Origin of the sequence: Actinacidiphila glaucinigra (genome assembly GCF_035918135.1) — a bacterium.
Classification (GTDB): domain Bacteria; phylum Actinomycetota; class Actinomycetes; order Streptomycetales; family Streptomycetaceae; genus Actinacidiphila; species Actinacidiphila glaucinigra.
The window spans coordinates 2,114,808-2,134,924 of sequence record NZ_CP109144.1 but is presented as its reverse complement, the minus strand read 5'-3'; the positions used below and the strand labels follow the sequence as shown (position 1 = coordinate 2,134,924).

Genomic DNA, 20,117 nt, shown 5'->3' with positions numbered 1-20,117 from the left:
GCCGCCCCGTCCTGGGGGGAAGACCGCATGAGAGCACGACGCTGGGGAGGCGGGCTGGTCGCCGCCGTGGTGACCGCCCTGCTCCTCGCGCTCGTCCCGGCCGCCGCCGCCCGCGCGGCCGGGACCGGGGAGCAGAACTGGTGCAGCCTGCAGGGCATCGCCTCCGACGAGGCGCACCGGGCCGTGGACGCGGCCTGCCAGGAGTGGCGCAACCGCACGCTGTACACGTGGGGCGGCGGGCACGGCCCCGCGCCCGGCATCAGTTACGGCACCATCGACATCCACGACCTGGAAGAGACCTGGAACGACCCGTACACCCGCGGCTTCGACTGCTCGGGGTTCGTCCGCTGGGCCTGGTACAAGGCCGTCGGGTGGGACATCCTCGGCGGCGGCACCGCCGAGGCGATGTACCGGAGCGCCGGGCGCACCTACCAGGCGGTCCACGGCAGCGGCGGCGGCAAGCCGGCCGTCTCCGACCTGCAGCCCGGGGACATCGTCTTCACCGGGATCGGCGGCACGGTCGACAGCATCAGCCACGTGATGCTCTACCTCGGCGACGGGTACGTCGTGGAGGCGTACCAGTCGCAGCGCCCCATGCGGGTGATCGACATCAACGCGCGCATCGACAACAACCGCCTGGTCGGGGTGGCGCGCATGCCGCAGGGCGGCCCCTTCACCGAGCCGCCCGGCTACGACGGCACCCTCCAGGTGACCTGGGGCACCGACGTGGCGGTGCGGCAGCACCCCAACGCGACGGCGGCGCTGGTGACCCGGCTCTCCGGGCCGGACCTGGTGTACGCCACCTGCCAGCAGCACGGGGAGTCCGTCACCGCCGAGGGCTACACCAACGACGCCTGGACGTACCTGTCCAACCGCGGCGGCTGGATCAGCAACATCTACCTGAGAGGGCCCGCCTGGCTGCCCGAGGTGCCCACCTGCACCGGCTCCGCCTACGACCCGCAGACCGGTTCCGGGGGCGGCGGCGGTGTCACACAGGGCGGCGCCTACAGCACCTGGGGCACCGGCGTGGCGGTCCGCTCCGAGCCGTCCACGACCACCGGCACCACGGTGGCCCGGCTGGCCGGCCCGACGAACGTCGCCGTCAGCTGCCAGACGCACGCGCAGACCGTGACGTCCGAGGGGTACACCAACGACGCCTGGTCCTACCTGCCGCAGTACGGCGGCTGGATCACCAACATCTACATGCGTGGCGACGCCTGGCTGGCCGGGATCCCCGCCTGCGACGGCAAGGGCACCTCCACGCCGGCCGGCGCGAGCCCGTACAGCACCTGGGGCACCGGCGTGGCGGTCCACGCCTATCCGGCCACCGGGTCCGCCGTGGTGGTCCGGCTCGCCGGTCCGACCAACGTCGCGGTGTCCTGCCAGAAGCACGCGGAGTCGGTGACGGCCGAGGGCTACACCAACGACGCCTGGTCGTACCTGCCGGAGTACCAGGGCTGGATCAGCAACATCTACATGCGCGGCGACGCCTGGTTGTCGGGCGTGCCGAGCTGCGGCGCCCCGGGCGGCGCGATCTGAGCGACCCCGGTCCGCCACGGCCGGCGTGGTCCCACCGCTCACGGGGGCGGTGGGGCCCGCCGGCCCGTGGCCATTTCTCGACCGTGCGCACCCCCTCTCCCGCGACCCTGGGAACCACGCTCCGCCCGGCGCACTCCTCACCTTCCGACGGGCACGCCGGCGAGGCGGGCGGAGACAGGGAACGGCGCCCTCCGCGCCGTACGCGGCGGGGACGGGATGGACCGGACACCAGACAGGCCGACCGGGCCCTTCGGCCCGGCACTGCGCGAACTGCGCCTGGAGCGGGGCCTGTCGCTGTCGGCGCTGGCCAGGCGCACCCACTACAGCAAGGGATACCTGAGCAAGATCGAGACGGGCGGCAAACCGGTCAACGCCGACGTCGCCCGGCGCTGCGACGAGGCGCTGGACGCGGGCGGCGCGCTGCTCGCCCTGCTGCCGCCGCAGCCCGGGGTGCGAAGTGCCCGCCCGCCGGGGGACGGTGACGAGGCGGCGCACTGCCCCTATCCGGGGCTGTCCGCGTACGGCACCGAGGACGCGGGGCGCTTCTTCGGCCGCGGACGCGCCGTCGCGGACCTGGTGGAACGCCTCGGGCGGCGGGCCGGCAAGGGGCCGCTGGCCGTGGTCGCCCCCTCCGGGGCGGGGAAGTCCTCGCTGCTGCGGGCCGGGCTGCTCCCCGCCCTGGCCGGGGGCCCGTACGGCCACTGGCCGGTCGCCGTCTGCACCCCCACCGCGCGGCCCCTGGACTCCCTCGCGCACGCGCTGGAGCACGCCACGGGCGGAGCCCCGGGGGCCCCGGGTGAACAGGTGCCGCCCTCCGCGCGTGCCGCCGCCCTCGTCGCCGCCCTCCGGGTTTCCGAGGGAGACGACGAGGACGGCACGCCGCACACCGGATGCGTCCTCGTGGTCGACCAGTTCGAGGAGACGTTCACCCTCTGCGACGACGAGGCCGAGCGGCGCTCCTTCATCGCCGCCCTCACCGGGCTCGCCGCGACCGGTGGCGCCCTCGTCGTCATCGGGATCCGGGCCGACGTGACCGGACGCTGCCTGGAGTACCCCGCGCTGGTCCCCGTCATCAGCGACGGGCTGTTCGCACTGGGCGCGATGAGCCGGGACGAATTGCGTGAGTGCATCGTGCGGCCGGCCCTGGAGGAGGGCACCGAACTCGAACCGGGCCTGGTCGAGGTCCTGCTGCGGGACCTCGGCACGGCGGACGCGGCGGGCCACCCGGCCGGTGCCGCACCGCCCGGCGGCGACCCCGGGGCGCTGCCGCTGCTCGCGCACGCCCTGATGGCCACCTGGCGGCAGCGCACCGGGCACACCATGACGGTCGCCGGCTACCTCGCGGCCGGCGGCATCCACGGCTCCGTCGCGACCGCAGCCGAGGCGCTGTTCACCGCCCTCTCCCCGGCCGAGCAACTCGCGGCCCGCAGGCTGCTGCTGCGGCTGGTCCGGGTCGGCGAGGACAACGAGCAGTCGCGCCGTCCGCGCGGCACCGCCGACCTGCTGGACGGGCTGCCGGACACCGCCGCCGCCCGCACCGCGCTCGACGCCTTCGTCGCCGCGCGGCTGCTGACCGTCGGCACCGACCACGTCGAGATCGTCCACGAGGCGCTGCTGCGGGCCTGGCCCCGACTGCGCACCTGGATCCACGCGGCCCGCGCCGACCTGCTGCTGCACCAGCAACTCGCCGCTTCCGCCCGTGAATGGGAACGCGAGGACCGCGACCCGGCCCTGCTCCACCGCGGCACACGGCTGGCCGCCGCCCGCGAGTGGGCCGCGGGACCCGGCCGCCGCGACGGTGAACTCGGCCTGGCGGAGGCGGACTTCCTCGCCGCCTCCGCCCACGAGGAGGACCTGCGGCGCACCCTCGTACGGCGCCGCGCGCGGCAGCAGCGGACCGGGCTGGTCGTGCTCGCCGTCCTGCTGGTGCTGGCGGTGCTGGCGGGCGGCGTCGCCGTCGAGCAGCGGCTCGGCGCCGACCGGCAGCGCGCCACGGCACTCTCCCAGGCCATGGCCGCCCGCTCCGCCGAACTGGCCACCGGACGCCCCGAGGCCGCGATGCTGCTGGCCGAGGCCGCGTACCGCACCGCGCCCACCACCGAGGCGCGCAGCGCCCTGCTCAGCACCCAGGCCAACGCCTTCGCCGGGCGGCTGACCGGCCACACCGCGGCCGTCAACGCGGTCGTGTTCTCGCCCGACGGCCGGCTGCTGGCCTCGGCGGGCTCCGACCGCACGGTGCGGCTGTGGGACGTCGCCGCACGCGCCGCCGCGGGCGTCCTCGCCGGGCACCGCGGCCCGGTGCGGTCGGTGGCGTTCTCCCCGGACGGCCGGCTGCTGGCCTCCGCGAGCACCGACGGCAGCGTGCGGCTGTGGTCCGTGCCGGGGCGCCGCACAATCGCAGTGCTGACGGATCATCAAGGCCCGGTGCGCGCGGTGGCGTTCGCCCCCGACGGCCGCACCCTGGCCTCCGCCGGGGCCGACGGCACCGTACGGCTGTGGGACGCGGCGACCGGACGCCGCAAGGCCGTCCTCACCGGTCACACCGACGAGGTCCTCGCTCTGGCCTACCGCCCCGGCGGCCGGCTGCTCGCCTCCGCGGGCGCCGACCGCACGGTGCGCCTGTGGGACCCCCGGACCCGGCGGAGCCGCGCCGTCCTGCGCGACCACAGCGGCGACGTGCTGGCCCTCGCCTTCAGCCCGGACGGCCGCACCCTCGCGAGCGGCGGCGCCGACCGCACCGTGCGCCTGCGCGACGTCGCCACGCTGCGCCGCACCGCCACCCTCGCCGGGCACGACGACGACGTGAACGGGCTCGCCTTCGGCCCCGGCGGCCACACGGTCGACTCCGCGGGCGGCGACGGCACCGTCATCCGCTGGGACGTCCACACCCACCTGCCCGTCGAGACCCTCACCGGCCACACCGACTACGTGCTCTCCGTCGCCGTGGCCGCCCACGGAGACCTCCTCGCGACCGCGGGCTTCGACCGCACCGTCGTCCTGTGGGACCTCAGCCGCAGCACACTGGACACCGCACCCGTCACCGAGGTCTGGAAGGCCGCCTACGACCCCGCCGGCCGCACCCTGGCCTCGGCCGGCGGCGACGGCACCGTACGGGTCTGGGACATGGCCCGCCACACCCCCGCGTACACCCTCACCGGACACAGCGGCCCCGTCTACGACGTCGCCTTCAGCCCCGACGGCCGGCTGCTCGCCTCCGCGGGCGCCGACCGCACCGTCCGGCTGTGGGACCCTCGGACCCGGCGGAGCCGCGACGTGCTGCGCGGCCACGACGGCGCCGTCTTCGCGCTCGCCTTCAGCCCCGACGGGCGGACCCTCGCCACCGGCGGCGCGGACCGCACGGTGCGCCTGTGGGACACCGCGACCGGGCGCCGCACGGCCACCCTCACCGGCCACACCGACTTCGTGAACTGCCTGGCCTTCAGCCGGGACGGCCGCCTGCTGGCCAGTGGCAGCGACGACCTGACGCTCCGGCTGTGGCAGCCGGCGACGGGGAGCCGCGCGGCCGTCCTGACCGGCCACACCGGTTCCGTCCGGGGCGTCGCCTTCGCCCCGGACGGCCGGACCCTCGCGAGCAGCGGCAACGACGGCACCGTCCGCCTGTGGGACGCCCCAGGGGGCCGCCCCGCCGGGGTCCTCACCAGCCACACCGGTTCCGTCCGGGGCGTCGCCTGGTCACCCGACGGCCGGACCCTCGCCAGCAGCGGCAACGACCGCACCGTACGGCTGTGGGACCCGGCGGCGCGGAGCCTGACCGCCACCCTCACCGGGCACGCCCGCGCCGCGTGGAGCGTCACCTTCAGCCCCGACGGCGGCACCGTGGCCAGCGCCGGCAACGACGGCACGATCCGCCTCTGGGACCCCGACGTCCGCCACCGCACCGCCGTCCTGTGCCGCCTGGCCGGCCCCTCGGACCCCCTCCGCTGGCGGCGCCTCCTGCCCGGCTACGACTGGCCGGGCGCGTGCGGTTCCGGCCGGTAGGACGCCCGGTCGGCACGTCACGCGACGGCCCCCGGGAAAAACCCGGTGCCCCGTGCCCGCCCCGCCCCCTACACTCACGTCCATCGCGCGCCGCCCGACAGCGCGGCGCGTCCGTGACGAACGAAGGGAGCCCGGCCGTGTGTTGGCGTACCGCAGCCGTTGTGCCCCCGTCACGGCATGAGGTGATCCTGGTGTCTTCGCCGGCCCGGTGCCCGCTGCGCGGCCGGCACCGGAAGTCCGCGACGACCGACTGACCCCTCCCGCACCGGCGGAGCCGGGGACGACGGCCGGGTACGCCCTGCCACGTCCCGGGCCCGTACCGCCGTGCGCGGGGGCATCGCCACGGCCCGCCCTCGGGCCGACTCGTCCGGGAATCGCGCCGCCCACTCTTCGGATCACCCGAAAGGCCACCGGGCCATGCGCACCGTCAATCCGCTGACCGCCGTCCGCAACCTGGGCATCCTCGCCCACGTCGACGCGGGCAAGACCACCGTCACCGAACGGATCCTCTACCTGACCGGCGCCACCCACAAGCGCGGCGAGGTCCACGACGGCACCACCGTCACCGACTTCGACCCGCAGGAACGCGACCGCGGCATCACCATCTTCGCCGCTGCCGTGAGCTGCGACTGGGACGGCCACCGGCTCAACCTGATCGACACGCCGGGCCACGTCGACTTCTCCGACGAGGTCGAACGCTCCCTGCGCGTCCTCGACGGCGCCGTCGCCGTCTTCGACGCGGTCGCCGGCGTCGAGCCGCAGAGCGAGTCGGTGTGGCGGCGGGCCGACCGGCACGGCGTGCCGCGGATCGCGTTCGTCAACAAGCTGGACCGCGCCGGTGCCGACCTCGACGCCGCAGTCCGCTCCCTCCGCGAGCGCCTGCACACCGTGCCGCTCGTCGTGCAGGCGCCGATCGGCCGGGAGGACGGCTTCACGGGCGTCGTGGACCTGCTGCGCATGCGCGCCCTGGTGTGGCCGGACGGCCAGGGCACGTACGCCGAGGGCCCCGTACCCGACGGTCTGCGCGAGGAGGCGCTGCGGCGCCGCCGCGCGCTGGAGGAGGCGGTGGCGGAGCTGCACCCGGCCGCGCTCGAGGAGTTCTGCGAACGGTCCGCGCTGGCCGAGGCGACGCTGCGCTCCGCGCTGCGCGAACTGACGCTGTCGGGCGAGGGCGTCGTGGTGCTGTGCGGCTCGGCGTACCGCAACCGCGGGATCGAGCCGCTGCTGGAGGCGGTGGTGGACTACCTGCCGTCACCGCTGGACGTCCCGGCGGTGCGGGAGGCGGCCGACCCGGCCGCGCCGTTCGCCGCGCTGGTGTTCAAGGTGAATGTGACCGCTTCCGGGCGGCTGACCCATCTGCGGGTGTACGAGGGCACGATCAGGAAGGGGGACGCGGTGCTGGACACGCGCGCCGGACGCACCGAGCGGATCGGCCGGATCCTGCGGGTCCAGGCGGACCGGCACGTCGACGTCGACGCCGCGGTCGCCGGGGACATCGTCGCGGTGGCCGGGGTGAAGTCGGCTGCCGCGGGCGCGACCCTGTGCGCCCCGGGGGCACCCCTGGTCCTCGAACCGCCCTCCGCGGCCGCGCCGGTCGTCTTCGTCGCGGTCGAGGCCGCCCGCAACACCGACAGCGAACGCCTGGCGGTGGCGCTGGCCCGGCTGGCCGAGGAGGATCCGTCGCTGGCCGTGCGGACGGACCCCGAGACCGGCCAGACGGTCCTGTCCGGCATGGGCGAACTGCACCTGGAGGTCGCGGTGGAGAAGATGCGCCGCGAGCGGGGGCTGGACGTCCGCGTCGGGCGGCCGCAGGTCGCCTACCGGGAGACGCTCGTCCGCGGCGTGCCGGGGCTGGTCTACCGGCACGTCAAACAGGACGGCGGCGCGGGCCAGTTCGCGCACGTCGTCCTGGACGTCGAGCCGTACGGGGAGTCCGCGTTCGCGTTCGCCTCGACGGTCGTCGGCGGGCGGGTGCCGAAGGAGTTCGTCCGTGCGGTCGAGGCCGGCTGCCGGGACGCCCTCGCCGAGGGCCCCCTCGGCGGCCACCCCGTCACGGGCGTACGGGTCACCCTGACCGACGGCGCCACGCACTCCCGCGACTCCTCCGAGACGGCCTTCCGCACCGCGGGCCGCCTCGGGCTCCGGGAGGCCCTGCGCGGCGGCGTCATGGCCCTGCTCGAACCGGTCGTCGAGCTCACGGTCACCGTCCCCGACGACGCCGTGGGCACCGTCCTCGGCGACCTCGCCGCCCGCCGCGGCCGCGTCACCGGCTCCACGACGCGCTCCGGCACGGCGGTCGTCACGGCGACGGTGCCGCTGGCCGGGCTGTTCGGCTACGCGACCCGGCTGCGCAGCCGCACCCAGGGCCGCGGCACCTTCACCACCCGCCCCGCCGGGTACGCCCCGGCACCGGCGGGCACGGTGACCCGCTAGACGGCGCGCCCGGCCCCGCCCCCCCGGCCGTGGGGGCGGGGCCGGTGACCGCATTGCGGCGGGCGGCGACGAGAGGCGATGCCGAGGGTGAGTACCCGCGGGGGAACGCCGCGCCCGCCGGGCAGGGTCGGGCGCGGTGACCAGGGAGGATACCGGCACATGCGCAGGCTTCGCCTCCGGCCGCCGCGATCTTCGCGGGATCGGGTCGCAGGGGTGGGGGCCGTATGCGGGCCGCCTCACCACTGCGGCAGGATGTGTCAGATCGCGCCAGGACAACGCCTGTTCGGCGCGGTTCCCTCGAACGTCCCCCGAACGTCCCCCGAACGATGAGGCGACCAGTGACGACACAGCATCCCCCGCGCCCCGTGGGTGAATCCGTACGCACGTGGGGAGGCGACCGGTGAACCGCGCCCTCACGCTGCACGACCTGATCGTCGCCGGTGCGGCGATCACCGCCGGCGCCCTGGCGGGGCTGCTGCTGCGGCTGGCCCTCAAGTGGCTGAGCGAGCGGGCCAGGAGCACCAGGTGGGGCGGCGACGACATCGTCGTCGCCGCCCTGCGCACCGTGGTGCCGTGGGCCGCGCTGGCGGCGGGTGCCTGGGTGGGGGCCGCGGCGCTGCCGCTGACCCGCGTCGTGGACCGGACGGTCAACCAGGTGCTCGTCGCGGTGCTGATCCTGGCGGCCACGATAGCCGCGGGCCGTATGGTCGCCGAGATGGTGCGGTCGCTGGCGCTGGCGCGGTCCGGGGTGGCCGCCTCCGCGACGATCTTCGTCAACATCACCCGTGTCGCCGTGATGGCGATGGGCTTCCTGGTCCTGCTGCAGACCCTGGGCATCTCCGTCACGCCCCTGATCACCGCCCTCGGCGTCGGCGGTCTCGCCGTCGCCCTGGCCCTGCAGGACACACTCGCCAACCTCTTCGCGGGCGTCCACATCCTCGCGTCCAAGACCGTGCAGCCCGGCGACTACATACGCCTCAGCAGCGGCGAGGAGGGCTACGTCGTCGACATCAACTGGCGCAACACCGTGGTGCGCCAGCTGTCGGACAACCTGGTGATCATCCCCAACGCCAAGCTGGCGAGCGCGATCGCCACCAACTTCCACCAGCCCGAGCAGCAGATGTCGCTCATCGTCCAGGCGGGCGTGGGCTACGGCAACGACCTCGAGCACGTGGAGCGGGTGACCCTCGAGGTCGCCGGCGAGGTCATGGCGGACGTCGAGGGCGGCATCCCCGAGCACGATTCGGTCGTCCGCTTCCACACCTTCGGCGAGTCACGGATCGACTTCTCGGTGATCCTGCGGACCTCGGAGTACGGGGAGCAGTACCGGATCAAGCACGAGTTCATCAAGCGCCTGCACCGCCGCTACCAGGAGGAGGGCATCGAGATCTCCTTCCCGACGCGGAACGTGGTGCTGCGTCAGGAGCAGCCCGACGGGATAACGCTGCCGCACCAGCGCACGCTCCCGGCGCCGGACCGCACCCCCGGCGCCTGACGGCCCCGCCGGGCACGCACTCCGGTGCGTGCCCGGCGGGCTTCTTCTCTCTGCGACGGGACGCGCCGATGTGCATCCTCCACCTCGTCGACCGGCCGTCCGCCGAAGCCGTGGCCGCCGCCCTGGCACAGGCCTTCGGCGTGCCGCCGAGCGAGGTCGACGTAGCTGGCTGGTGGTGGTACCGCCGCCCCGATCCGCTGCCCTGGGACGAGGACCTCCGGCCCTGTCACCAGCCCGGACAGCGGTCCGGCCCTGTCGGGACCGCCGATGGTGACGGAGGGGGCACGGACGGTGCGCGCCCGCAAGAAAATACGGGGCAGATTACTCCATAAGTGGACATGTTGAATCCGGCTCGATACGGTCGGGGGTGGGCGCGATCCGCCCTTTCGAGCCGGTGCCCCGCCGCTCCCCAAAGGCGCACCTGACACCCGGATTTGGGCCTGACCAGGGACGAGGCACTTACCCCGTACGCATCCGAGAGGACGAACAGCCATGCGCGCACAGCGATTCCTCGCACTGCTCGCAGGCCCGGTAGCCGTAGGAGCCCTGGCGGTCCTGCCGGCGGCGCCCGCGCAGGCCGCTACCGCCGGCCACGTCACGGCGGGCACCGTACAGGCGCAGGCCGCCGGCACCCTCGCCCCGCAGGCGGGCACCCGGTACTGGCGCGGTTACCGCGACGGCCGCGAGGACGGACGCCACGACGCCCGCTCCCGGCCCCGCTGCCGGAACCAGTGGGACTCCTACCGCCCGCAGAGCTGGAACTCCGAATACCGCCGCGGCTACCGCGACGGCTACCGCTCCGGCTGGAACTCCTACTGCTGAGCCCGTTCCACAATGGTTCCCTCAGGACGCGGGCGCAGAGGGGCGAGAGTTGACCACTGGGGACGACGCCCGGGTCTTCGCCGGTCACTGGGTCTTCGAGACGAACCTGCGGCCCCTGTGCGAGGCGGTGGCGCACTTCACGGGATACGCGTTCGACGACTGGGACCGGCAGGCGATCGACGGCGCCGTCGCGGCGACCGACGCCGAACGCCGCGACGGCTGGTACGCGTACCCGTTGGCGGGGCGCGTTCCGCTGACGCTGTTCGTCGCGGGCGACCCCGGTTCGGCCGTGGTCTTCGTCCGGTTCGCCGGAGAAGCCGGCGAGGCGGAGAAGGCCCGGATCGAGGCGGCGCTCCACATCTTCTCGACCTGGGCCGTGCCATGACGGCTCACGGCCGTCACTCGCAGATGTGCTTGAAGTCGTCCGCCCCCTTCCGCGCCCGGAAACGCACCTCGTGGCCCTTGGGGTCGGTGAAGACCGCCTCCGTCGGTGACAGCAGCGTCATCGTGCCGTGCTGCGTGGGGTTGTCCCAGCCCGGCGGGGGGTTGAAGGAGCCGTCGGAGAGCGGGGTCTCGGCCTCGAAGTAGGTGGAGCCGATCCGGGCCTCGTCGATGCCGCAGTGGGTGTACAGCTCGTAGGGGATGACGGTCGCGGCCGCGGTGGCGGGGTGCCCGGCGGTGGTGGGGCGCCCGGCGGGGACGGGGTCCCGGCCGGTGCAGCCCGTCAGAGCGGCAGCGGCGGCAACGGTTGCCGCGAGGGCCGCGAGGGCGGTGGCGCGCGTGAAGTGCCTGGTGGTCATGGCGGTTGGACGCCGCCGCCGCGGGACGGGTTCCGTCGGCGGCGCCCGTTCAGGCCGCCGCCGCCCGTATGCCGTCGCGTTCGCGCGGGACACAGGTCGCGGCGACCAGGAGCGCGGCGACGACGCCGGTCACGAGCACCGGCGCGGGGGCGAACGTGGCGGCGAGGATCGCCGCCACGGCGAGCGCGTGCACCACGTCCGGCGCGGTGGAGTGCCCGGCGGCCGTGCGGTGCAGCAGCCATACGGACAGCACGAATCCCGCGACGGGCACCGTGTAGGCGGCTGCCGCGCCGTACGCGGTCAGATGGCCGTGCCCGGTCGCCTGGGCGACGTTGACGGCCAGTCCGGCACCCACCGCCGCGGCGCAGGCGAAGACCGCGTAGTGGCCGTAGCCCCACAGCGTGGCCGTGGTGAAGTTGCCCAGGCGGCGCGACGCGTTCTGGGCGAAGTAAAGCCACCACAGGGCGCAGACCGTGAGGGTGCCGCCCAGCACCAGCGTGGCGATGTCGCCGAACGTGGCGTCGGTGTCGAGGGCCGCGCGTACGGCGCCGGCGGCGGCCGTGATGGACTCGCCCAGCACGATCAGGGTGAACAGGCCGAAGCGCTCGGCGATGTGGCGCGGATGCCAGGTGGTGTTGGCCGCCCGCTCGGCCCAGACGGGGACGGCGAGCTCCGCCAGGGCGAGGACGGCGTGCGCCGGGAGGCGGAGGTCGCCGGGCACGACGAGGTGCGCCAGCCAGCCGGTCTGCACCACCAGGATCCCGGCGGCGTACCGCAGGCAGCTCCGGCGCCGCTCGGGGTCGGAGCGGGCGGCCCGCAGCCACTGGCTCACCATGGCGAGCCGCATGACGACGTAGCCCCAGGTGATGACCGTGTAGTCGCCGTGCTGCAGGGCGGCCGCCGTGCCCGCGGACATGACGAGCGCGCCGCCGATCTGCACGACGGTGAGCAGGCGGTACGGGATGTCGTCGGTGTCGTAGGCGGAGGCGAACCACGTGAAGTTCATCCACGCCCACCAGATCGCGAAGAACACCAGCCCGTAGCCGAGGACGCCGCTGCCGACGTGTCCCGCGGCCAGTTCCTCCTCGAACGCGGCGGACGTCTGGGCGACGGCCACGACGAAGCAGAGGTCGAAGAACAGCTCCAGCGCGGTGGCGGTGCGGTGCTTCTCGTCGGCGACGCGGGCGACCATCCGCCGCCGCCATGCCGTGCCGGCGGCCTGCGGCGCGCTCACGCCGCTCCCGTCCCCGCGGCGAACGGCGCGCCGCGCCTCCCGCGAACCGCTTCCTCGCTCACGGTGCGTTTCCTCACATTCCCGGGGACAGGGCTCTGCTTCCTCCACTGAGACCGGGCGTCCCGCGCGTGTGTGACACACCCCGGCGAACACGGCGCCGCCGGGCGCGCCGTCCCGTCCCGCGGTGCCGGGGTTGTCACACTTCGCGGGCGGCGCCGGTCGGTAGCGGTGGATGCCCGGTCGTCCTCGTGTGACCGCCTCCGGTTCCCGAGGCCGTCTCCCGTTCAGCACAGCCGTTCAGCTCAGCCCCGAAAGGTTTCTCATGGCAGGCCATGGCGTTCCCGGACCCCTCGGCGACGATCCCCTGCCGCGGTCGTCCACCGCGGGGCAGCCGGCCCCCGTGACCGGCGGCCCCCACGCGGCCGTCGACAGGTACGGCGTGCTCGTCGGATACAGCGGCTCCGCCACCAGCAGGCGGGCGCTGTCGTACGCGGCCGGGATGGCGCGGCGCACCGGCGCGGCACTCCTCATCGTCCACGTCGCGAAGGAGAACCCCGTCGCGTCGCTGCTCGGCTACGAGGACGCGGGCGGCGGGAGGGGGCCGCACGGCGGCACGCACACGCTCCTGCGGCACCTCGCCCGCGAGGACCATCTGTCGGGGCTGCCCTGGACGCTCATCCACCGCAAGGGTGCCGTCGCGGACGAGCTGGAGAAGGCCGGGCGCAAGTACCGGGCGAACGCCATCATCGTGGGGAGCGGGCGCGCGGCCGGCATCAGGCTCTTCCGCTCGATCTCCGACCGCCTGGCGCGCAGCGCCCAGCGCCCGGTGATCGTCGTCCCCTGACGAACCGAACGCCTCAGTGTGACGAACGACCGAGCCGCATGACGGGCTCGGGCCGATCTACCCGGTCATCGAGCAGTCGTCGGCCCTCACCGCCGAAAGCACGATCGCTGCCGCCCAGGGCTGAACCACCCGGCCTTCCACGTCGAGGACGCCACCCGGGTCGGGGAACCGGCCGCCGATACCGCCGGCACAGCCGGCACCCGGAGTTCCCCGAGCGGCATCCCTACGCCGGCTGCGGACAGCACCACGCCGCACCCACCTGGAGAACGACGGCGGCTTTGTCGTCGAACCCGTCGCGAGCGACTCGCCCGCACGTGAGGGTGATCGACCGGCCCACGGGTCCTGACGACCACTTCCCACGTCCCCGTGACGTCCGCCGGGGGCCGGCCTTCCTTCGGGAAGGCCGGCCCCCGGCTCGGCATGAAACGGTCAGCACGTCGGGCTGCGGTCAGCGTGAACTGATCAGCAGGCCGGGTACGACCGTTCGGCCGGTGCGGAACTCGGTGTACGCCCACTGCTCGACGTCGGGCTGCGGACCCACGGGGTTCAGTGTCACCTGTGAGGACCCGCCCCGCTCCACCTTGGCCGGTGTGGTCAAGGTGGCGTTGCGCCGGTCGCCGTTCTCAGGGATGACGGTCACCCCGAGCCGGTAGGGAACGTCGGCCGAGGTTGCCGTCTGGGCGTGCACATAAGCGGTGTAGACGCCGGGTTCGGGGAAGAACCGGGCGCTGCGCTCGCTGCTGTGCCACGATGCCCAGCTTCGATCGACCAGCTTGCCGTCCTTGTAGAGGTAGAGGTCGAGATTCGTGCCGGGGTCGTCCGAGGCCGTCTGCACGACCAGTCCGGCCGAGCCGCGCGGCACGACGATCCTCGTACCTTGAGTGCCCACCCCGCCGGGGGAGAAGACGCCGCCGCTGACGGTGGTCGTGAGCTTCTTGTCAGTCCAGGTCACGGGGGTGTACCCGGTGGTGCGGCCGGCCAGCGGTCCGGTGAAGCCCGGTTCCAGGAATCCTTGGCCCTGGCCGCCGGTACGGCCGAACTCGATTCCCGTGTCGTCGTACGGCCGCGGCGTGAAGCCCCACGGTCGGCCGGCGACGGTCAGGCGCACGCGGTGCTTGGCGCTGCTGAAGACGAGTGAGCCGGTGGTGTAGCGGTCCCAGGTCGCGGTGCCGCGCTCCAGGGTGATGGTCACCGTGGCGGTGGCTCCGGGCTTCACCGAGATCGTCCGAGGGCTGACCGTCACCTTCATCCCGGCGAGCCCGTCGACGTGCGCCGTGTACGTCTCGGTCCGCGTGCCGACGTTGGTCAGACGTCGCGTGAGCTGTACCGGCTTCGTCCCGTCGTACTCGCGCAGCGCGATCGACGGCAGGTTGATCTCCTTGCCGTCTGGAGTCGCCGCGGCTGCGAAGGCGGTCAGTTCGGCCGCCGAAGGTTCGATCACCAGCCCGGGGTCGTCGGCGGACGAGGTCCGCGGCAGGCCCGAGCCCTGGCGGAGGGGGCTGCTCGTGCCCTGGGTGTCAGTGGCGGTGGTACGCAGTGCCGAGGCGGTCGCGCCGGGCGACCACTTCGGGTGCCGGGTGCGCAGCAGTGCGGCCATGCCGGCCACGTGCGGGGCTGCCATCGAGGTGCCGGAGTAGGCGTCGAAGAGACGCCCGCCGGCCATCGGCGACACCGCCGCGACCACGTCGATGCCGTCCGCGACGAGGTCGGGCTTCTGGAGTCCGGTGTGCGTCTGGTCGGGGCCGTAGGACGAGAGGCCGGCCACGCTCGGCAGTCCCACGACGCTGCTGCCGTCCCCGCCCTCGGCCAGCGAGGCGGTCCCGTCGGTACGGTGCGCCCACAGGTAGTTGAAGAGCTTCCCCGCCTGTTCGGCGCTCCACAGGTAGACGGTCGGGAAGTCGTAGATCACGTTGAGGCGTGTGTTGCCGGTCGACTGGAACAGCACCACGCCGGCACCGCCGGCGGCCTTGACCGTCGCCACCGCGTCGACCGAGTCGATGAAGTCGCAGGCCACGATCTTGCCCTTGACCTTGGCGGGGTCGAGACTTCCGGACCAGCAGTACTGCGCGCCGTCGTCGAGTGATCCGGCCTGGTCGGCGAAGACGATCGGTGTGCTGCGGCGGGACGGCAGCTGGTCCATGGACGTGCCGACGATGCGCGTGCCGTCGCCGAGTCGTACGGTCGCCTCGTGGGACCGTTCCACCGTCGCACCGACCGTGGTGACCCAGGGTTCGGCGTTGCTGACCATTCCGGACATGCCGTCGTTGCCGGCGGATGCCGCGACGAAGACCCCGGCGAGGTACGCGTTGAGGAAGGCGTTCCCGATCGGGCTGTTCGGCTGGTAGTCCCCCATCGACGTGCCGACCGAGTAGTTGATCACCTGGACGCCGTCGGCCACGGCCGCGTCGATCGCCGCGATGATGTCGGCGTCCGTGCCCGAGCCGCCCCACAGTGCCTTGTACACGGCGATCCGCGCGTCGGGCGCCACTCCGGAGATCGCGCCGTAGTCATGCCCGAGGACCATCGCGTGCTTGACGGGAAGACCCGCCGCGGTGGAGGCGGTGTGGGTGCCGTGTCCGTTCATGTCCCGGGGCGAGAGGCTCTCGCCCTCGGGCAGCGAGCCGTAGGCGCCGAGCCACCCGTCGGCGAAGTAGCGTGCGCCGACGATCTTGCCGTTGCAGGCGGTGGCGGGGAAGTCCCCACTGGTCTGGCAGGTGCCGTGCCAGCCCGCGGGCGCCGCCATGGTGGCGGCGAAGGAGGCGCTCTCCGGCCAGATTCCGGTGTCGATCACGCCGATGACCGCATTGGAGCCGTGGACCGGTTTGGTCTGCGCCGCCGTTCGCGCCGCCGTTCGCGCCGGCGCCTGTGCGGTGTGCTGCGCCGCTTGCGTGGTCCCGGTCGTCGCCGCGTCGGCCTTCACGAGACGGGCCGGGGTGACCGCCGCGACGCGCGGGTCCTTGGACAGCTTGCCGGCCTGAGCGCCGGTCAGCTTGGCGGCGAAGCCGTTGAAGGCGGTCGTGTAGGTCCGCTGAGCCCGCACACCGAAGTCGCCGAGTACGTCACGCTGCGCTTCGCCCAGGTGCTGCCGGTACTTCTCGGCCGCGGCCGAATGAGGCCGGAGCTCCTGCCCGGCCGCCGGCCTCGTCGCCGCGAGTCCCTCGACGCCGCCCGTGTACGAGGTGACGGGCGCTTCCCGCAGCCGCACGACGTACTGCCCCGTGATGGTGTCGGGCTGCGCGGCGGTGTGCAGGGCGCCGCCGCCCGTGAGGGCGGCTCGGGAGTGGTCGTACTGGCCCAGCTTCAGATCCGGCAGCGGAGTGCCGGTCTGTGCCGCGGCCGGCCCGATGTTCCCCAAGCCGCCGAATATGGTGGCGAAAACGGTGACTGCCGACGCCACGGCGATTCGGCGTCGTCGTCGAAGGCTCGCGCTCGAGACCACGAGTCTCCTCCCATGAAGTGAACGGTGTGAATGTCCGTCACACCCAACCTCCGACCGATTACAGGAAGATCACGTTCGAATGACGATCCGTCCCGCCCGGCGTTGCCGTGGCCGCCTGTTGGGGGAGTTTCGCCGTCGCGGGCGCGGTGGGTTCCGCGCGACGGGAACGGCGTCCGGTCGATCGCCGAGGTGCGGTTACTCGAGCCTCTCGAGGCTGTGAGCAGCGCGAACTCGGATACGGGCGGCGGTGGTTCGGCCCGTGCTCCTGGCCGCTGATCGAGGGGTTCTCGGGAGGCGGCGCGTTGCCGAGGCCCTCAGCGGCTTGCGCACCCGGCCATCTGTCGTTTTACAGACAGGTGTCGGGATGCCGACACCGTGAGGACGTTCACGGTCGACCGAGTGCACCGGAACGAACCTCCCCTGCCCATGGGGCGACTGCTCTCGCTCGCCGGGGATCCGGCACCGCACTCGTAGGCCGTACGGTCGCCACCCCATACGGCGAGCGCGGATACGCCCACCCCGGCTCCGCCACCGCGGGAGCCCTCGCGATCCCGATTCGGAACCGACGAGAGCGGAAGCCCTCCGAAACGCCGCGTCAGTCGCACGCCGGCGTCCCCACGGTGCGGGGCGCCGTCCCCCTGCTCTAGCTCATCTGACGCCGGACCAGCTCGCGCAGCCGGCCGCCGGGGTTCGCCAGGAGGTCCGCGGGGCGGCCCTCCTCGACGACGCGGCCGTCCTCCATCACCACGACGCGGTCGGCGTCCATGACGGTCGAGAGCCGGTGCGCGATCACCACACGGCTGGCCCGCAGCCGCCGGGTGCTGTCGATGACGACGCGCTGGGTCTCGTTGTCGAGGGCGCTGGTGGCCTCGTCCAGGAAGAGGACGCGGGGCCGGCGGATCAGCGCCTGGGCGATCATCAGGCGCTGGCGCTGGCCACCGGAGATGGTGCTGCCGCCCGCGATCATGGTGTGCAGGCCCATCGGCATGCGCTTGATGTCCTCGGCGAGACCGGCCATGGCGGCGGCCTCCATCGCCTCCTCCTGCGAGTACGCCTCGGCGCCGCAGATGCAGTCGAGGATCGAGCCGGTGAACGGCTGGGCGTTCTGCAGCACGACGCCGCACTGGCGGCGGACCGCGCCCTGGTCGAGGGCGGCCAGGTCCTGGCCGTCGTACAGGACGCTGCCGGAAGCGGGCCGGTCGAAGCCGATGAGCAGGCGCAGCAGCGTGGACTTGCCGCAGCCGCTGGGGCCGACGATCGCCACGAACTCCTCGGGCCCGACCCGCAGGGAGACGTCGTCCAGGACGAGCGGGCCGTCGTCGGAGTAGCGGAAGGAGAGGTTGCGGGCCTCGATCGCGCCCGAGAGGACGCCGGGCTGGGTGCTGCCGCCCCGCACCTCGGGGGCCTCGTCGAGGATCGGCTTGACCTGCTCGTACATCGGCAGCACCGCCGCGGCCGACAGCAGTGCCCCGGTGAGCTGGGTGACCGAGGTCAGCAGCATGGTCATGGCGGTGCTGAAGGTGAGGAAGCCGGACGCGGACAGCGAGCCCCGGGCCGGACCGGCCAGCAGCATGAACATGATGAGTGAGCAGAGCGGCAGGTAGACGGCGTTGAGGACGGTGGTGATGTTCTTGACGCGGCCCGCCCGCCGCTGGAGTTCGCGGCTGCGGGCGAAGCGGCGGGCCCACGCGGCGTACGCGAAGCTCTCGGCGGCGGCGACGCGGAGCTTGGGCAGGCCGCGCAGGGTCTGGAAGGCCTCGTTGTTGAGCTTGTTGCCGAGTTCCACCAGCCGTCGCTGCCAGCGCAGTTCCCACAGGCCGAGACCGAGGAGCAGGGCGCCGATGACGACGAGCATGCCGAGGGCGGCGAGCGCCAGCGGGACGCTGTACAGGAGCAGCAGGACGAGGTTCATCGCGCCGACCGTCGTCGCCTGGACGGCGACCGGGCCGACCCCGGCGAGCACGCGGCGGATGGCGCTGATGCCCATCGCGGCACTGGCGAGCTCGCCCGTGGAGCGCCCGGCGAAGAACCCGGTCGGCAGGCGCAGCAGGCGGTCCCACACCGCGGGCTGCAGGGTGGCCTCGATGCGGCCCTCGATGCGGAGCACGGTGAGGTTCTGCGTCAGCATGAACGCGGCGCACACCAGGCCGGTGACGGCGACGGCCAGCGCGGCCTGGACGATGAGCCCGGTCTCGGCGTCGGGTACGTACGTGCCCAGCACCTGCCCGGTCGCGATGGGCACGAGGGCGCCGAGGCCGACGGTGACCAGGCTGCTGAGGACGAGGTTGCGCAGGTCGCCGACGGAGCCCCTGAGGCTGAAGCGCAGCAGCCGCGCCAGACCGGTGCCCCGTTCGGGGAGCGGCCGGTAGAGCATGTCAGCGCGCTGCTCGAAGTCCTCCGCGTTGTACTCGGCGACCCGTACGCGGCTGCCGCCGCCGGGCCCGACCGCCTCGTAGCCGCCGCGCCGCCACAGCAGGGCCACCGGCGCCCCGGACGCGGCGCGCCGGCCGACGAGGGGGCCGGTGTTCTCCCGCCACCACTCGCCGTCGAGGCGTACCGGGCGGGTGCGGATGCCGGAGGTGACGGCGACCCGCTCGACGGGGTCCATGCGGTCGCTGACGGCGCCGCTGCGCGACGGCGGGACGAGGGTGATCCCGGCGGCCTCGGCGACCTGGCGGCAGACGGCGTACGTCGCGTCGTCGGAGGAGGCCGCGGCGGTGCGCGAGGGGGACTTGCGGGAGGAGGCGATGGAGGCCAGCAGATCGCGGTCGGCCTGTTCCCGGACGGCCTCCCCGGCCTTGATGCCCGCGGCCGTACGGTCCTCGTGGGCGCGTTCCATGCCCTCGATCCAGCCGTCGAGCGTGGACAGCAGCCGGTACTGCTGGTTGACCATGCTCTGCCACATGGCGCCGTCGATCAGCAGGTCGCCCGCCGCCTCCGCGGAGTACGCGGCCCCGTACTGCACGCTGCCCGGCAGGACCGGCAGCCACAGGATGTCGTCGTCGGCGACGTGCTCGGCGTCCGTGGCGCGGCCGGTCAGCGGGGCCTCGTACAGCACGCGCTGGCTGCGACCGACGCCGAGCGCGAAGGCGTGCTCGAGGAGGCTGAGGGCGAGCTCCCGGGTGTCGTGGCCGGCGCCGTACGGGCCCTGCCGGTCCCAGCCGTCGCCGTACGCCGCCTGCTGCGGGTGGGGCGGCCGGTACAGCTCGCGCAGCGGGACGCGGCGCAGGTGGCAGCCCTGCAGCGGGCGGCCGACGAGGGTGTGCCGGGGTCCCTCGACCGGGCCGAGCAGGAGGGTTCCGGGTTCCAGGCGGCCCAGGTAGTGCCAGTGGCCCTGCTGGGCCGCGTCGACCGCGAACAGGTCGAGGGCGCCCGCCACCACGAGCCACAGCACGTGCGGCCCCTCCAGCGGGAGGCTGCGCAGGCCGGCGCAGTCGACGGCGGTGCCCAGCCCGCCGAGGGCGGCCAGGACCAGGTCGTCGGCGGCGGTGCCGGGCTCCACGGGGGTCACC

The 20,117-nt window shown here is 73.9% G+C and carries 11 protein-coding genes; 7 read left to right on the top strand and 4 right to left on the bottom strand.

Features of this window, described 5'->3' with window-relative positions:
• Nucleotides 1–27 precede the first annotated feature (27 nt).
• From OIE69_RS09455 to OIE69_RS09430, 6 genes are all read left to right on the top strand, one after another.
• Nucleotides 28–1,539, top strand: a complete 1,512-nt coding sequence (locus OIE69_RS09455; protein ID WP_326571500.1) for an NlpC/P60 family protein — start codon at nt 28–30, stop codon at nt 1,537–1,539.
• Between the two features lie 216 nt (nt 1,540–1,755).
• Nucleotides 1,756–5,538, top strand: a complete 3,783-nt coding sequence (locus OIE69_RS09450; protein WP_326571499.1) for an nSTAND1 domain-containing NTPase — start codon at nt 1,756–1,758, stop codon at nt 5,536–5,538.
• A gap of 417 nt (nt 5,539–5,955) precedes the next feature.
• Nucleotides 5,956–7,971, top strand: coding sequence for an elongation factor G (gene fusA / locus OIE69_RS09445; RefSeq protein ID WP_326571498.1), 2,016 nt, complete (start codon nt 5,956–5,958; stop codon nt 7,969–7,971).
• A 400-nt stretch (nt 7,972–8,371) separates the two neighbouring features.
• On the top strand, nt 8,372–9,466 hold the full coding sequence (locus OIE69_RS09440) for a mechanosensitive ion channel family protein (protein WP_326571497.1): 1,095 nt from the start codon (nt 8,372–8,374) through the stop codon (nt 9,464–9,466).
• Between the two features lie 492 nt (nt 9,467–9,958).
• Nucleotides 9,959–10,288, top strand: a complete 330-nt coding sequence (locus tag OIE69_RS09435) for a hypothetical protein (RefSeq protein WP_326571496.1) — start codon at nt 9,959–9,961, stop codon at nt 10,286–10,288.
• A 49-nt stretch (nt 10,289–10,337) separates the two neighbouring features.
• Complete coding sequence (locus tag OIE69_RS09430; RefSeq protein WP_326571495.1) at nt 10,338–10,673, top strand: hypothetical protein; 336 nt, start codon at nt 10,338–10,340, stop codon at nt 10,671–10,673.
• Nucleotides 10,674–10,686: 13 nt separating this feature from the next.
• On the opposite strand, the gene OIE69_RS09425 is transcribed toward OIE69_RS09430, so the two are convergent.
• Both OIE69_RS09425 and OIE69_RS09420 read right to left on the bottom strand, forming a co-directional pair.
• Nucleotides 10,687–11,088, bottom strand: a complete 402-nt coding sequence (locus OIE69_RS09425) for a hypothetical protein (RefSeq protein WP_326571494.1) — start codon at nt 11,086–11,088, stop codon at nt 10,687–10,689.
• Nucleotides 11,089–11,137: 49 nt separating this feature from the next.
• Nucleotides 11,138–12,322, bottom strand: a complete 1,185-nt coding sequence (locus OIE69_RS09420; protein WP_326571493.1) for a low temperature requirement protein A — start codon at nt 12,320–12,322, stop codon at nt 11,138–11,140.
• A gap of 322 nt (nt 12,323–12,644) precedes the next feature.
• Between OIE69_RS09420 and OIE69_RS09415 the strand changes: the two genes are divergently transcribed.
• Nucleotides 12,645–13,166, top strand: coding sequence for a universal stress protein (locus tag OIE69_RS09415; RefSeq protein ID WP_326571492.1), 522 nt, complete (start codon nt 12,645–12,647; stop codon nt 13,164–13,166).
• Between the two features lie 448 nt (nt 13,167–13,614).
• Here the strand turns inward: OIE69_RS09415 and OIE69_RS09410 are convergent, their stop codons facing one another.
• Both OIE69_RS09410 and OIE69_RS09405 read right to left on the bottom strand, forming a co-directional pair.
• The gene (locus OIE69_RS09410) at nt 13,615–16,521 is read right to left on the bottom strand and encodes a S8 family serine peptidase (protein ID WP_326571491.1); all 2,907 of its coding nucleotides are present in this window, start codon (nt 16,519–16,521) and stop codon (nt 13,615–13,617) included.
• Between the two features lie 727 nt (nt 16,522–17,248).
• Complete coding sequence (locus tag OIE69_RS09405; RefSeq protein WP_326571490.1) at nt 17,249–20,116, bottom strand: NHLP bacteriocin export ABC transporter permease/ATPase subunit; 2,868 nt, start codon at nt 20,114–20,116, stop codon at nt 17,249–17,251.
• Nucleotide 20,117: the final 1 nt, after the last annotated feature.